This is a genomic window from Rhodococcus sp. NPDC057014 (assembly GCF_042673295.1).
In the GTDB taxonomy this organism is placed as follows: domain Bacteria; phylum Actinomycetota; class Actinomycetes; order Mycobacteriales; family Mycobacteriaceae; genus Rhodococcus_F.
In genome coordinates this window covers 1-14,369 of sequence record NZ_JBHUSF010000239.1, presented here as the reverse complement: position 1 = coordinate 14,369, position 14,369 = coordinate 1, and the positions used below count along the sequence as shown (strand labels likewise).

Here is a 14,369-nt window from a genome sequence, read left to right as displayed (position 1 = left end):
GCACCTACCCGGTGCCGCGGCCGTTCGGCGTTTCACCGGCCCTGGGCGCTGCAGTCGGCCTGCATTTCACCTGTTTCGGATGACGCGGGCGCCCTGACCCGGTGCGATAGTCAGCGCAGAGTGAATTCGACTGTGAATGGAGCGCTGCTATGGACTCTTTCTGGGACTTTCTCTGGGTGATCATCGTCACCTTCGGCTTCGTGGCCTACCTGATCCTGTTGTTCTCCATCATCACCGACCTGTTCCGCGACCATAAGACGTCGGGCTGGGTGAAGGCGATCTGGATCGTCTTCCTGTTCTTCGTCCCGCTGCTGACCGCGCTCGTGTATCTCATCACCCGGAGCAAGAGCATGGCCGAGCGGTCGATGGCGGCCGCGCAGGAGGCGAAGCAGGCGCAGGACAGCTACATCCGTTCCGTCGCAGGCAAGTCCTCGGCCGAGCAGATCGCGGACGCGAAGGCTCTCCTCGACGCCGGCACCATCACGCAGGAGGAATACGAGACGCTGAAGGCGAAAGCGCTGAGCAGCTGAGCGCCCGCCCCGACGAAGGCCCGCCCGCTCGGCGGGCCTTCTTCCGTTTCCGGCCCCTTCACTCCGCGATCCGGGCCGCGACGTCCCGGAACGCCTGCAGCACGGTGGCGACGGCGGGAACGTCGTCGGCCGCGGGTCTGCGCGCCAGTTCGTAGATGCGGGCGGCCCGCACCCCGGCCAGGGGAAGCTGGACCACGGCGCGGCTGGTCACCGCATGCCGGGCCAGCAGCGCCACGCCGTGACCGCCGGCGACGAGTTCCTCGATGACCCGGAAGTCGTTGATGCGCATCGCCACGTGCGGCTGCACACCGGTCGCGGCGGCCACCGACATCAGCACGTCGTCGACGGGGAACCCGCCGCGCACACTGATCCACCGCTCGTCCGCCAGCTGGTCCGGGCGGACCGCATCCTGTCCGGCGAGCGGATGGCCGGGCGGCAGGATGAGGTCGATGGGCTCGCGCATCAGCGGCTCGGCCGTCACTCGCGGCGACGACGTGTCCGGGGCCCGCTCGTCGCGGTGGGTCAGCACCACGTCGTAATCGGCGAGCAGTGCGGGCACCGCGGCCGCGGGCAGGTCCTCGTCCCGTGCCTGCACATCCACCCCGCTGCCCGCGAGCGCGTCCAGCAGTCCGGGCAGCAGCAGCGCGGCACCGGACGGGAACAGCGCCACCCGCACCCGGCCGCGCGGCGAACCGCGGTAAGCGCTCATCTCCGCCGCCGCGCGGTCCAGGGCGGCCACGACGTCGTCGGCGCGGACGACGAGGGCCTGACCGGCATCGGTGAGCCGCAGCCGGCGGCCCGCAGGCTCGAGCAGCGTCACCCCGGCCTCCCGCGAGAGGATCTTGAGCTGCTGCGACACCGCCGACGGCGTCATCGACAACGCCCGCGCGGTCGCCGCCACCGTCCCGCGATCCGCCAGCTCGCGGAGCACACGCAACCGGGTCGCGTCCATGTAGCAAAACTACATCGATGATGCACTTTTATGCGCTTGTCCTGATTGTTTCCCGCCCTCACGATGGAAGGCATGACCTCCCGCGACCGGCTGCTCGGACTCACCGTCGTCGTGCTCTGGGGGCTCAACTTCCTCGCCATCCGCGCCGGCCTCGACCACTTCCCGCCGTTCTTCTTCGCGGCGCTGCGATTCTTCGTCATCGCGATCCCGGTGATCCTGTTCGTTCCCCGTCCACAGGTCCCGCCGAAGTGGCTGCTCGTGTACGGCCTCGGGTTCGGCGTCGGCCAGTTCGCGTTCCTGTTCTGGGCCATGCACGTGGGGATGCCGACCGGACTGGCGTCGCTGGTGCTGCAGTCCTCGGCGCCGTTCACGGTGCTCCTCGGCGCAGTCCTGCTGCGGGAGCGGCTGCGGCCGACGCAGGTCGGCGGACTGCTCGTCGCGATGGCCGGGATGACCCTCATCGGCTGGGACCGCGCCCAGCACGCCGCGCTGCTGCCGGTGGCCCTCACCCTGCTCGCGGGACTGTCGTGGGCGCTGGGCAACATCGGCAACCGCAAGGCCGCGTCGGACCAGCCGATGCGCCTGATGCTGTGGATGTGCGTCATTCCGCCGCTGCCGATGCTGGCGCTGTCGCTCGGGGTGGAGGGCCCGTCGGCGGGCTGGGACTCCCTGACGTCCTCGCTGCACGGCACCGGCCCGCAGGCGCTCGCGGGCCTCGCCTACATCGTGATCCTCGGCACGGTCGCGGGCTCCGGTCTGTGGACGGCGCTGCTCAGCCGCTACCCCGCCGGGACGGTCGCGCCGTTCTCGCTGCTGGTCCCGATCGTCGGGATCGGGGCGTCCTGGCTGGTGCTGCACGAGGAGCCGAGCGCCCTGTCGCTGATCGGCGGGGCCGTCGTCATCGCCGGTGCCGCCGCCACCCAGGTGAGCGCCACAGTGCGCCCGAGCACACTTTCGCACTCACGTGCGCCCGCGCGAGTCGGCGTCTGACCGGACCCTGTGCAAAACTCGCGGAGTGAGTACTGGAACTGGGATCACGACGCGCGGCAAGGTCGCCCTGCGCGCAGCGGCCGCGGCCTCGTGGGCGTCGCAGAAGGCCGGCCGCGGCAAGGGCTCGATGATCGGCGGCCTGATCGCCCTCAAGATCGACCCCACACTGATGGAACAGCTCGGCGCACACCGGCGCACCGCGGTGATCACCGGCACCAACGGCAAGTCCACCACCACCCGGATGACCGCGGCGGCGCTGTCCACCCTCGGTGAGGTCGCGACGCAGGCGGACGGCGCCAACATGGACGCCGGCATCGTCGCGGCGCTCAGCACCCGCGTCCACGCGCCCCTCGCCGCCCTCGAGGTCGACGAACTGCACGTCCCGCACGTCAGCGACGCCGTCAACCCCGAAGCCCTCGTTCTGCTCAACCTCAGCCGCGACCAGCTCGACCGCGTCGGCGAGATCAACATGATCGAACGCAAACTCCGCGCATGCGTCGCCGCGCACCCGGAGTCCGTCGTGATCGCCAACTGCGACGACGTCCTCGTCACCTCGGTCGCCTACGACGCGAAGAACGTCGTCTGGGTCGCCGCGGGCGGCGGCTGGGCCAGCGACGCCGCCAGCTGTCCGCGCACCGGCGAACCCATCGTCTGGGAGGGCTCGCACTGGCGCAGCACCGGCTCCGACTTCGCGCGCCCCACCCCCGACTGGTGGCTGGACGACGAAAACCTGTACGGGCCCGACGGTCTGAAGATCCCGATGACGCTCGCCCTGCCCGGGCGCGCCAACCGTGGCAACGCCGCGCAGGCCGTCGCGGCGGCCGTCGCGATGGGCGCGAAGGCGGAGGACGCGGTCGCCGCCGCGGCCACCGTGCGAGAGGTCGCGGGCCGCTACAGCACCGTCGAGGTCGGATCGCACTCCGTGCACATGCTGCTCGCGAAGAACCCCGCCGGCTGGCAGGAAGCGCTGTCGATGATCGACCCCACCGTCGACGGGCTCGTGATCGCCGTCAACGGGCAGGTCCCCGACGGCGAGGACCTGTCCTGGCTGTGGGACGTGCGGTTCGAGCACTTCGAAGGCGTCAAGGTGGTGGCGGCCGGCGAACGCGGCACCGACCTGGCCGTCCGCCTCACCTACGCCGGTGTCGAGCACACACTCGACCCGAATCCGTTGCGGGCCATCGCGTCCTGCCCACCCGGACGAGTCGAGGTGCTCGCCAACTACACCGCTTTCCGCGACCTCAACACCGCCATCGCGAAGGAGGCGCGCAATGCCTGACTCGACCGTCCGCATCGGCCTGGTGCTGCCCGACGTGATGGGCACCTACGGCGACGGCGGCAACGCCCTGATCCTCCGGCAGCGGCTGCGGATGCGCGGTTACGACGCGGAGATCGTCGAGATCACCCTGAACGACCCGGTCCCGGAGTCCCTCGACGTGTACACGCTCGGCGGCGCCGAGGACTCCGCGCAGCGCCTCGCCACCCGGCACCTCGCCAAGTACCCCGGACTGCAGAAGGCCGCCGAACGCGGCGCCCCCGTCCTGGCGATCTGCGCCGCCATCCAGGTGCTCGGCAACTGGTACGAGACGTCGAGCGGCGAACGCGTCGACGGTGTGTCGATGCTCGACGTCACCACGTCCCCGCAGGCGACGCGGTCCATCGGCGAGGTGATCACGACACCACAAATGGACGGCTTGACGCAGCCGCTGACGGGGTTCGAAAACCACCGCGGCGGAACCACACTCGGTGCCGACGCCCGCGGTCTCGCCCGGGTCACGCACGGCGTCGGCAACGGCGTCGGGGACGGGCTCGAAGGCGTCGTGCAGGGTTTCGTGATCGGCACGTACATGCACGGACCCGCGCTCGCCCGCAACCCCGAACTCGCCGACCTGCTGTTGAAGCGGGCACTGGGCGTCGACGAACTCGCGCCCCTCGACCTGCCCGAGGTCGAGCAGCTGCGCCGGGAGCGCCTGCGCGTCTAGGTGAGCGCCAAAGCGTGGTCCCGCACGCTTTTCCACTCACCTGGGCAGGTGAGCGGGAAAGCGTCCCCGGACACGCTTTTTCACTCACGTGGGCAGGCGGGACAGCGGTGCGTCGTGTCGGCCCAGCCCTCGCGGACCAGCACCCGGCGCACCTCCTCGAACACCCCGCACGGGTCGCGGGTGGTCTCGTCCCACCCGTAGACCAACCGCGGACGGTCGGCGAGTTCTGCGGCATTGTCACGCCGACGGTCACGGAAGCGGGACTGCCGGCCGCTGTGGTACTGCTGCCCGTCGAGCCGGACGATCAGCGGGACTCCCGTCGGGCTGTAGTCGACGTCCTCGTACAGAATCCGGCCGTCCACGACGTGCGGCATCTGGCGTTTCCCCGTCGGCAGTCCGTGCGACCTCTCGACGTCGAGCGCGTACCGGTGCTCGAGGACTGATTGGACGCCGTCGCCGAGCAGCGTCACGGCATCGGCGATGTCCGTCGCGTGCCGGTACGGGCGCCGCAGCTCGAGTTTCCGACGGAGGGCGTCGGCGTGGACCTTGCCGTTGGTGGCAGCTTCGATCAATCGCGCGGCCGCTTCCTTCGGGGTTTCCTCGAACACAGCGAGGTCGAACACCGTGTCGGCCTTCGATGTTCGGGGTTGGCGAAACGGGACGGCGATGTGCCCGAACGCCCGGGACCGATGGACCACGACGCCGCCGTGCACGAGGGCGTTGCCGGCGGAGGTCGGGCGTGGACCGGTCTGGCGGCTGAGGATCGCGCGACCGTCGCCGTAGAGAAGCGCGGCGGACAGGGCCATCGGGCGCGTGAGCGGACCGTTGGTCACCGCGATGACCCGGGGTAGCACCCTCAACCATTGGCCGGTGACCACCCGGTGCCGCAGTGCGGTGGCACTGACGCCGTGCGCCCGCAGTTGTGCCGTGGTGACGACGCCGTCCTGGGCGTCGAGAAGTGCTTGCCAAGTGTCGTGTTCCATGCCGGAAACGGTGTCGGGCCGCCCCGACACGGATCGGTCCTGCAGACCCAGTTATCCACAGGCTGTGCATAACCCAGGTGAGTGACGAAGCGTCCCCGGCGACGCTTTGCCGCTCGCGCATCAGTGCAACCGGACAGTTGCATAAAGTGAGCGGCATGTGCAACCATAGAGTTGCAGAACAGCCCACAAGGAAGGTGGCCGTCATGGACGCATCGAGCAGCATCACCCGGACCGTTGTCGTGAACGCCCCGAGATCGGCGGTATGGGCGGCGATCACGGATCCCGACAAGATCAGTCAGTGGTTCGGGCAGCGCACGTCGCTCGATCTCAGCGTCGGCGGCGAGGCCGCGTTCACGTGGGACGAGCACGGCACCGCCCGCGCCGTCGTGACGGAGGTGGACGAACCGAACGCGTTCGGCTTCCGCTGGGCCGCTGACATCGACGCCGACCCGGTGATCGGCAACTCGACCGTGGTGCGGTTCACGCTCTCCGAGCACGCCGCCGGCACCGAACTGACCGTCGTCGAAACCGGATTCGACACCCTCGACCGCGACGTCGCCGACCAGAAGCGGGCCCGCGAGGCCAACGTCCAGGGATGGCACACCGAACTCGACGAACTGGTCGCGTACCTGCACGGCGTGAAGGCATGACGGTGGGCACGTATGCCGAACTGGCCTCGGTGTTCGCGGCGCTGTCCGACGAGACTCGCTGGGAGATCCTGGCCGAGCTGGGACGATCAGACCAGTCGGCGTCGTCGCTGGCCACGCGACTTCCGGTGTCGCGGCAGGCCATCGCGAAGCACCTGACCGCGCTGCAGGCGTGCGGGCTGGTCGAGTCGGTGAAGGTGGGCCGCGAGATCCGCTACCGCGCGCTGGGCGCCGAACTGAACAAGACGGCGCGGACGCTGGAGCGGATCGGGGCCGAGTGGGACCGTCGACTGGCGGCGATCAAGGCGATCGCGGAATCGATGGAGGAGTAAAGACCCCCAGACAGGGGTTCGGCCGGGAATGCTTCTGCATTCTCGGCCGGATCTCTGCTTCTCGAGTTTTCTCTGCTCACAGGTACATTTCCTCGATCCGCATCACTGACGATACACGCGAGTGATCTACGTCACAAGGGGTTCCATCGGACTTTTCTTCGCCCGATCGTGCCCGGGCAGGGCCAGGGACACCGTGAACACCAGGACCGCCAGCACGGCGCACACCCCGTAGGCGATCGAGAATCCGGCGGCGGACGCGACCCCGCCCACCATGCTCGCCGCCAGGACGGTCGCGACGACCGCGCTGCACGTGGTCGTGCCCATCGTCCGCAACAGCACGTTGACGCCGTTGGCCGCCGCCATCTGCGTGGACGGCACCGCCCGGACGATCAGCATCGGCAGCGTGCTGTACACCAGCGCCGTTCCGATGGCTGCGACGGCGAGCGCCGCGATCACCAGCCACAGCTCCTTGTGCGGCACGGTGTGCAGTGCGTAGCCGAGCACGAGGAAGATCGCCCCCGACAGAATCGTCACCTTGGACCCGTAGCGCTCGGACACCCGAGCGCCGACCTGCGCGAAGACGATCATCGACAGACTCGTCGGGAGCTGGCACACCGCGGCCTGGAGAATCGTCAGGCCGTAGCCGGCGTCGCCGCGGGGCGCCTGCAGCAACTGGGTGGTGATGAGCGCGTTCCCGTAGAACGAGAACCCGACGAGCAGCGCCATGACGTGGGGCAGCAGCACCGACCGACGCGCCGACACCCGCAGGTCCACGAGCGGGTTCCGGTTGCGCAGCTGCTGATATCCCCACAGCGCGAACAGGAACACCGCGGACCCGAACATGCCGAGCACCGCGGGACTTCCCCAGCCCCACGAGCTGCCCTGGGTGATCGGGACGAGCAGGCAGACGAGCGCGGCGGTGAGACCGACGGCGCCGACCCCGTCGAACCGCCCGCCCGACCGCACCTCCGACTCGCGGATGAACAGGGCGGCGGCGAGGGTGACCCCGAGCCCGATTGCCGCGATGACCCAGAAGAGGACGTGCCAGTTGGAGTATTCGGCGACGGCGGCCGCGAACGGCAGTCCGAGGGCGGTGCCGATCCCGAGCGTCGAACTCATCATGGCGATGGCGCCGTTGACCTTCTCGCGCGGCAGTTCGTCGCGGAGGATCGAGATTCCGACCGGGATGACGGCGGCGCCCGCCCCCTGCAGTCCCCGCGCGAAGATCAGGACGGCGATGTCGGACGTCAAGGCGCAGATCAACGCGCCGATCGTCATGAAGGCGAACGCGACGAGAAGCATCCGCTTCTTGCCGACCATGTCGGCGAGCCTGCCGAAGATCGGGGTGATGACCGCGCCGACCAGGAGTGTGGTGGTGATCAGCCAGGACACCGCTGTCTGACTCGCGCCGGTGAACATCGGCATGCTGGGCAGGAGGGGCACCATGACTGTCTGCAGGACTGCCTGGAACACACCCGCGAACGCGAGAATCGGGAAGAGGTAACGCGATCCGTCGGCCGGCGCGGGTTGCGCGCCCGGGTGATCCGCGAGCGCCGAGAGCGGGCGGGGCAACGAGATCGTCAAATGTCACCCCTCGCGCAGCTGGTAAATGGTTGTTCACCACATTAGGTGAACAACCATTTACCCCGCAAGCCGGACAATCCGCCCTCAGCCGTCGAGCAACTCCTGCACCAGCGGGGCGTAATGCGCCACCACCTCGTCGGGCGTGCCCGTCGCGTGCTCCTGCATCATCTTGCGGCGCATGACGGCGAGGCCCGTCAACATCGACATCACCAGTTCCGCGCGCAGCCGGCCGTCCGGTCCGGGCAGCCGCTCCGCCAGCGTGTCGATCATCTGCGTCGAATAGTTGGCCCGCAGCTTCCGGCTGCCCTCCTCGCTCGGCCCGCTCATGAAGAGGATGTTCAGCGACAGCGGCTTGTACGGTTCGAGCGGCCGCGCGAACATCGACACCATCCGCTCACCGAGGCCGTCCAGCGGACCGCTGAACAGCACCTCCGCGGCAGAGCGGAAGTCGACGAGGGCGTCGAACAGCTGCTCCTTCGACCCGAAGTACTTGATGATCAGCGGAGCGCTGACCCCCGCGTCCTCCGCGATGTCCTTGAGCGTGATCTCCCGGTACGGGCGCGTCGCGAACGCCCGCCCCGCAGCGTCGACGATCAGCGACCGCGACTGCTCCGCCGTCCTCTTCACGGGCGCCGCCGTGCCCGGATCCGACGTCACAGCGTGCGTCTCCCCGACAACGCCCGGCCCAGCGTGAGCTCGTCGGCGAACTCGAGATCGCCGCCCATCGGCAGACCCGACGCGAGCCGGCTGACCGTGAGACCGGGGAAGTCCCGCAGCATCCGCACCAGATACGTCGCGGTGGCCTCACCCTCGGTGTTGGGGTCGGTCGCGATGATCACCTCGGAGACATCGACGCCGTCCTCCTGATTGCCGATGCGCGCGAGCAACTCCCGGATCCGCAGCTGGTCGGGACCCACCCCGGACAGCGGATCCAGCGCACCGCCCAGAACGTGATAGCGGCCCTTGAACTCGCGGGTGCGCTCCACGGCCTGAACGTCCTTCGGCTCCTCGACCACACAGATCACCGTCCGGTCACGGCGCGGATCGGCGCAGATGCGGCAGTGCTCCTTGTCGGACACCGTGCCGCACACCACGCAGAACTGGACGCCGTCACGCACCCGCTGCAGCGCGTTCTTGAGCCGGTCGATCTCCGGCGGCTCGACACTGAGCAGATGGAACGCGATGCGCTGCGCGCTCTTCGGCCCGACGCCGGGCAGCTTGCCCAGCTCGTCGATCAGATCCTGAACCGGACCTTCGTACACGCCGCGCCTCTAGAAACCGGGGAGGCCCGGCAGGCCGCCCCCACCGAATCCACCCGCGAGCGGACCGAGCTTCTGCGCCGCGATCTCCTGCGCCTTGCTCGACGCGTCCTCGATCGCACCGATCACGAGGTCCTGCAGAGTCTCCACGTCGTCGGGATCGACGACCTTCGGATCGATCTTCAGACCGACCACTTCACCTGTCCCCTTGACCGTCGCGGTCACGAGTCCGCCACCGGCCTGCCCGGTGACCTCGGCCTCGGCCATCTCCTGCTGCGCGGCCATCAGCTGCTGCTGCATCTGCTGCGCCTGCGCGAGGAGCTGCGACATGTCGGGTTGTCCACCTGGTTGCACTGACGTGGTCCTTTCTGCTGTTTCCCCTGCCAGCGTAGACCGTGACCGTCAGCGCGGTCCGGCGCCGACGCCGTCGTGGGACTCCCGTCGACGGCGCCGGAGCGCACGGGACCCGGATCAGCCGAGTTCGCGCTCGAGGTTCGCCAGCACCTGCCCCTGGATCTTCTTCAGACCCAGCGGGGCGAACGTCTTCTCGAAGAAGCCGCCGATGCCGCCCGCACCCTTCCACTCGGTGGTCGTGGTGACCGTCGACCCGCTGCCGCTCGGCGCGACGACCCAGGTGGTGACGAGCGACGAGTTCGCGTCCGTCTCGGTGATCGTGTTGCCCGCCACGGTGACCGTGGCCTTGATGTCGCGGGACCGCTTCTCGGTGGCCTTCAGCGTCCACTGCGCGACGGTGCCGGCGCCCTGCCCGCCCTCGAGGACGCGGTAGTCCAGGTACTGCTCCGAGAGGATGCGCGGACGCACCGTCTCGTAGTCCGTCAAAGCCGCGAGCGCCTTCTCCGGTGTGGCTGCGACGGTGATCGAACTGCTCGCGCTGACCTGGCCCACTGTTCTGACTCCTCTTGTACGATTTGTACGAAACTGCTTCCTCCTCCCATCCTGCCTTCCGTTCGCGAGTCCGGGCGATGACGTGGCAATCTATTGTGAGGTAGCTCACTTCGGCATGGTCGCGACCCGCACATTGATGAGACATTTGTGTGAATCTTGGGTCGCGCGCGCCGATATGCGTGGCTTGAACCCTCGGAGAGGGATAGCGTCAAGGTGTGGCTGCCTCTTCGGTTGAACTACTGAAAAGCATGCGGGAGGGTGGACGCCCCTTCCGTGCGCATCGCACTCTGCCCGTCACGGGAATCGACGCTCACCGCGCCGGCGTCCAGCGCCTCCTCGCGTCCTACCGTGCGATTCCCACGGACGCCACGGTGCGCCTCGCGAAGAAGACGTCCAACCTGTTCCGGGCCCGGGCACAGACCAGTGCACCCGGCCTCGACGTCTCCGGCCTCGGCGGCGTCATCTCCGTCGACCCGCAGGCCCGGACCGCGGACGTCGCCGGAATGTGCACCTACGAGGACCTGGTGGACGCCACCCTGCCGTATGGGCTGGCGCCGCTGGTGGTTCCGCAGCTCAAGACCATCACCCTCGGTGGCGCGGTCACCGGCCTCGGCATCGAGTCGACGTCGTTCCGCAGCGGGCTCCCCCACGAATCGGTCCTCGAGATCGACGTCCTCACCGGCAACGGCGACATCGTCACCGCGACACCGGAAGGCGAGAACTCCGACCTGTTCTGGGGGTTCCCCAACTCGTACGGAACCCTCGGCTACTCGACGCGTCTGCGCATCCAGCTCGAACCCGTCAAACGGTATGTGGCACTGCGGCATCTGCGTTTCGACTCACTGGACGAGCTGCAGGCGGCGATGGATCGGATCGTCACCGACCGCGTCCACGACGGCATCCCCGTCGACTACCTGGACGGCGTCGTCTTCACCGAATCCGAGAGTTACCTGACACTGGGCCACCAGACCGACGAGGGCGGACCCGTCAGCGACTACACCGGGCAGAACATCTTCTACCGGTCCATCCAGCACAGCTCCGTGAACCACCCCAAAACGGACAAACTCACCATCCGAGACTACCTGTGGCGCTGGGACACCGACTGGTTCTGGTGCTCGCGCGCCTTCGGCGCCCAGAACCCCACCATCCGCAAGCTGTGGCCGAAGAATCTCCTCCGCAGCAGCTTCTACTGGAAGCTCATCGCCCTCGACCACAAGTACGACATCGGCGACCGACTCGAGAAGCGCAAGGGCAACCCGCCACGGGAACGCGTCGTGCAGGACGTCGAGGTGCCCATCGACCGCACCGCGGACTTCGTCCGGTGGTTCCTCGACGAGATCCCCATCGAACCGCTGTGGCTGTGCCCGTTGCGGTTGCGCGAACCCGCCCCCGCAGGCGCGTCGTCGCAGCGCCCCTGGCCCCTCTACCCTCTCGAACCCAAACGCACGTACGTGAACATCGGCTTCTGGTCCTCGGTACCCATCGTCCCGGGCCGGCCCGAGGGGGCGGCGAATCGGCTGATCGAAGACAAGGTCAGCGACTTCGACGGACACAAGTCCCTCTACTCCGATTCGTACTATTCACGAGAAGACTTCGAACGCCTCTACTACGGCGGCGATCGATACACGGAACTGAAAAAACGCTACGACCCCAAAACACGATTACTGGACCTTTTCTCCAAGGCGGTGCAACGTCGATGACAACCCTGAAAGCTTCACGCTCGCAAGACCACAAGCTGACCATCGCAGAGATTCTCGAAACTCTGTCCGACGGCATGCTCCCCCTGCGGTTCTCCGCCTACGACGGCAGCGCCGCCGGCCCGGAGGACGCCCCGTACGGGCTGCACCTCAAGACGACCAGGGGCACCACCTACCTGGCGACCGCCCCCGGCGACCTCGGCATGGCCCGGGCCTACGTGTCCGGCGACCTCGAGGCCCGCGGCGTCCACCCCGGCGACCCGTACGAGATCCTCCGCGTCATGGGCGACGAACTGCACTTCCGTCGACCGTCCGCTCTCACACTCGCCGCCATCACCCGCTCGCTCGGCTGGGATCTGCTGCGCCCCATCGCCCCTCCCCCGCAGGAGCACCTCCCGCGGTGGCGGCGGGTCGCGGAAGGACTGCGGCACTCCAAGTCCCGCGACGCCGAGGTCATCCACCACCACTACGACGTCTCGAACACCTTCTACGAGTACGTCCTCGGCCCGTCCATGACGTACACATGCGCGTGTTACGAGAACGCCGAGCAGACCCTCGAGGAGGCACAGGAAAACAAGTACCGCCTCGTCTTCGAGAAGCTCGGCCTCCAGCCCGGCGACCGCCTGCTCGACATCGGGTGCGGCTGGGGATCGATGGTCCGGTTCGCCGCGCGCCGCGGCGTCAAGGTCATCGGCGTCACCCTGTCCCGCGAACAGGCCGAATGGGCGCAGAAGGCCATCGCCGAAGAGGGGTTGTCCGACCTCGCCGAGGTCCGGTTCTCCGACTACCGCGACGTCCCCGAGACCGGCTTCGACGCCATCTCCTCCATCGGCCTCACCGAGCACATCGGCGTCGGCAACTACCCCGCCTACTTCGGACTGCTGCAGAGCAAACTCCGCGAAGGCGGCCGCCTCCTCAACCACTGCATCACCCGCCCCGACAACCAGAGTCAGGCCCGCGCAGGCGGATTCATCGATCGGTACGTGTTCCCCGACGGCGAACTCACCGGCTCCGGACGCATCATCTCCGAGATCCAGAACGTCGGACTCGAGGTGCGGCACGAGGAGAACCTGCGCGAACACTACGCCCTCACCCTCGCCGGATGGTGCCAGAACCTGGTCGACAACTGGGACGCCTGCGTCGAAGAGGTCGGGGAAGGCACCGCGCGCGTGTGGGGCCTCTACATGGCCGGGTCGCGGCTCGGCTTCGAACGCAACGTCGTTCAGCTGCACCAGGTCCTCGCCGTGAAGCTCGGACCCAAGGGCGAGGCGCACGTGCCCCTGCGCCCGTGGTGGACGTAGGCGGCTCCGCCGCCCGTGAGTGGTTAAGGAGTCTGTGCACTCCTTGACCACTCACAGGCCGGGCACGGCCTCTCGCCGGGCCTTCTCCACCCCTCCCGCACCAGCACGGTCTCCACTTCCTGGGCCACGACGCACGGATTTTTCGTCACCTCGTCGAACCCGTAGACCAGTCGCGGCCGGCCCTGCAGTTCCGCCGCGTTGTCGCGTCGGCGGTCCCGGAACGCGACCTCCGCCATGGCATGCGCGCGGCGACCGTCGAGTCGGACGATGAGCGGCACACCGTGATCGGAGTAGTCGCAGTCCTCGAAGAGGGTGCGCCCGTCCACGACCACCGGTGACTGCCGCCGCGCCCGTGGGAGCCCGTGCGCGTCCTCGACGTCGGTGGCATAGCGGTACTCGAGCACCGACTGGACGCCGTCAGCGAGCAGTCGCACCGCGTCCACGAGCGCCTTGCCGTACCGACGTGGTCGTCGCTCCTCCATGCGTCGCCGGATGTCGCGCAGTGGGATCCGGGCATTGGTCACGAGAGCGATGAGTCTCGTGAAAGCGTCCCGCGCCGTGGGCTCGGCGATCGCCACATCCAGCGCCGTGTCCGCCCTCGACGTCCGAGGCTGGTCCGTGTCTACGGCAATGTAATCGTGCGCCCGCGACCGGTGCACGATGACTCCCGGATGCACGACAGTTCCTTCACGGTGGCACAGACTGACCGACGCGAGGCCCGCACCGACAACGGTCGGCGGCTGGGTGATAGCCGATCGTCCGTAGGGAACGGTGATGTGCACGGGGCGTGCGGGATCGACACGAATCATGTGCCATTCCTCGGCGGCAGTGTGGTGGCTGAGGACTGCGCCCTTGCCTCCGAAGAGCAACGCGGCTTCCAGTGCCATCTCCCGAGTGATCGGTCCGTTGCTCACCGAATAGACACCGTGGAGCACTGCTTGCCATCGACCGGATTCGACGCGGTGCCGGACCCTGCTGCGGGGAAACCCGAGGGCGTGGAGTTGCGTGTGGGTGATCAGGCCGAACTGCGCGTCGGCGACGTCTTTCAGGGCGGCGAATTGCGTGGAGGTCATACCGGGCACGGTCACCGAGACCCCCGACGGGTCTCGGTGTCGCACCTGGGGAAATGAATTGCCCTGTGGATAACCCACAGGTTGGGGATAACTCAGCCCGTGCGTGGTTAACGAGTCCAGAGACTCCTTAACC

The 14,369-nt window shown here is 68.2% G+C and carries 16 protein-coding genes; 8 read left to right on the top strand and 8 right to left on the bottom strand.

Going from position 1 to position 14,369, the window contains the following annotated elements:
* The first annotated feature begins 149 nt into the window (after positions 1-149).
* On the top strand, positions 150-530 hold the full coding sequence (locus tag ACFTZB_RS32960) for an SHOCT domain-containing protein (RefSeq protein WP_378438087.1): 381 nt from the start codon (positions 150-152) through the stop codon (positions 528-530).
* Between the two features lie 58 nt (positions 531-588).
* On the opposite strand, the gene ACFTZB_RS32955 is transcribed toward ACFTZB_RS32960, so the two are convergent.
* Positions 589-1,482, bottom strand: a complete 894-nt coding sequence (locus ACFTZB_RS32955) for a LysR family transcriptional regulator (RefSeq protein ID WP_378438085.1) — start codon at positions 1,480-1,482, stop codon at positions 589-591.
* Positions 1,483-1,554: 72 nt separating this feature from the next.
* Here ACFTZB_RS32955 and ACFTZB_RS32950 point away from each other — a divergent pair, with 72 nt between their 5' ends.
* Genes ACFTZB_RS32950 through ACFTZB_RS32940 form a run of 3 tightly spaced genes read left to right on the top strand, consistent with a single transcriptional unit; the run spans position 1,555 to position 4,454 of the window.
* Positions 1,555-2,472 carry an EamA family transporter gene (locus ACFTZB_RS32950; protein ID WP_378438083.1) on the top strand — a complete coding sequence of 306 codons (918 nt, stop codon included), beginning with the start codon at positions 1,555-1,557 and terminating at the stop codon, positions 2,470-2,472.
* A gap of 25 nt (positions 2,473-2,497) precedes the next feature.
* On the top strand, positions 2,498-3,751 hold the full coding sequence (locus ACFTZB_RS32945) for a MurT ligase domain-containing protein (RefSeq protein ID WP_378438081.1): 1,254 nt from the start codon (positions 2,498-2,500) through the stop codon (positions 3,749-3,751).
* On the top strand, positions 3,744-4,454 hold the full coding sequence (locus ACFTZB_RS32940; RefSeq protein WP_378438078.1) for a type 1 glutamine amidotransferase: 711 nt from the start codon (positions 3,744-3,746) through the stop codon (positions 4,452-4,454). Before ACFTZB_RS32945 ends, ACFTZB_RS32940 begins: the two co-directional genes overlap by 8 nt.
* A gap of 80 nt (positions 4,455-4,534) precedes the next feature.
* Here the strand turns inward: ACFTZB_RS32940 and ACFTZB_RS32935 are convergent, their stop codons facing one another.
* Entirely contained in the window at positions 4,535-5,437 is a 903-nt protein-coding gene (locus ACFTZB_RS32935; protein ID WP_378438076.1) for a type IV toxin-antitoxin system AbiEi family antitoxin domain-containing protein, read from the bottom strand.
* 203 nt (positions 5,438-5,640) lie between these two features.
* On the opposite strand from ACFTZB_RS32935, the gene ACFTZB_RS32930 reads away from it, so the two are divergent.
* The gene (locus ACFTZB_RS32930; RefSeq protein ID WP_378438074.1) at positions 5,641-6,087 is read left to right on the top strand and encodes an SRPBCC family protein; all 447 of its coding nucleotides are present in this window, start codon (positions 5,641-5,643) and stop codon (positions 6,085-6,087) included.
* Positions 6,084-6,416, top strand: coding sequence for an ArsR/SmtB family transcription factor (locus tag ACFTZB_RS32925; protein WP_378438071.1), 333 nt, complete (start codon positions 6,084-6,086; stop codon positions 6,414-6,416). The genes ACFTZB_RS32930 and ACFTZB_RS32925 overlap by 4 nt, the downstream gene beginning before the upstream one ends.
* A 126-nt stretch (positions 6,417-6,542) precedes the next feature.
* Here the strand turns inward: ACFTZB_RS32925 and ACFTZB_RS32920 are convergent, their stop codons facing one another.
* From ACFTZB_RS32920 to ACFTZB_RS32900, 5 genes are all read right to left on the bottom strand, one after another.
* On the bottom strand, positions 6,543-8,000 hold the full coding sequence (locus ACFTZB_RS32920; protein WP_378438069.1) for an MFS transporter: 1,458 nt from the start codon (positions 7,998-8,000) through the stop codon (positions 6,543-6,545).
* Between the two features lie 84 nt (positions 8,001-8,084).
* A complete protein-coding gene (locus tag ACFTZB_RS32915) occupies positions 8,085-8,657 on the bottom strand; it encodes a TetR family transcriptional regulator (protein ID WP_378438067.1) in 573 nt (190 codons plus the stop codon).
* Positions 8,654-9,262 carry a recombination mediator RecR gene (gene recR, locus ACFTZB_RS32910; RefSeq protein ID WP_005248644.1) on the bottom strand — a complete coding sequence of 203 codons (609 nt, stop codon included), beginning with the start codon at positions 9,260-9,262 and terminating at the stop codon, positions 8,654-8,656. Before recR ends, ACFTZB_RS32915 begins: the two co-directional genes overlap by 4 nt.
* Before the next feature lie 9 nt (positions 9,263-9,271).
* Positions 9,272-9,589: a YbaB/EbfC family nucleoid-associated protein gene (locus tag ACFTZB_RS32905; protein ID WP_218028832.1), complete on the bottom strand. Its 318-nt coding sequence runs from the start codon at positions 9,587-9,589 to the stop codon at positions 9,272-9,274.
* 141 nt (positions 9,590-9,730) lie between these two features.
* Positions 9,731-10,165 (bottom strand): SRPBCC family protein, encoded by a 435-nt coding sequence (locus ACFTZB_RS32900; protein WP_378438064.1) that lies wholly within the window; start codon positions 10,163-10,165, stop codon positions 9,731-9,733.
* Positions 10,166-10,413: 248 nt separating this feature from the next.
* Between ACFTZB_RS32900 and ACFTZB_RS32895 the strand changes: the two genes are divergently transcribed.
* Together ACFTZB_RS32895 and ACFTZB_RS32890 are read left to right on the top strand one after the other, a co-directional pair.
* Complete coding sequence (locus tag ACFTZB_RS32895; protein ID WP_378438089.1) at positions 10,414-11,865, top strand: FAD-binding oxidoreductase; 1,452 nt, start codon at positions 10,414-10,416, stop codon at positions 11,863-11,865.
* Positions 11,862-13,163, top strand: coding sequence for a class I SAM-dependent methyltransferase (locus ACFTZB_RS32890; protein WP_378438062.1), 1,302 nt, complete (start codon positions 11,862-11,864; stop codon positions 13,161-13,163). Before ACFTZB_RS32895 ends, ACFTZB_RS32890 begins: the two co-directional genes overlap by 4 nt.
* 23 nt (positions 13,164-13,186) lie before the next feature.
* Here the strand turns inward: ACFTZB_RS32890 and ACFTZB_RS32885 are convergent, their stop codons facing one another.
* Positions 13,187-14,236, bottom strand: coding sequence for a type IV toxin-antitoxin system AbiEi family antitoxin domain-containing protein (locus tag ACFTZB_RS32885; RefSeq protein WP_378438060.1), 1,050 nt, complete (start codon positions 14,234-14,236; stop codon positions 13,187-13,189).
* Positions 14,237-14,369: the final 133 nt, after the last annotated feature.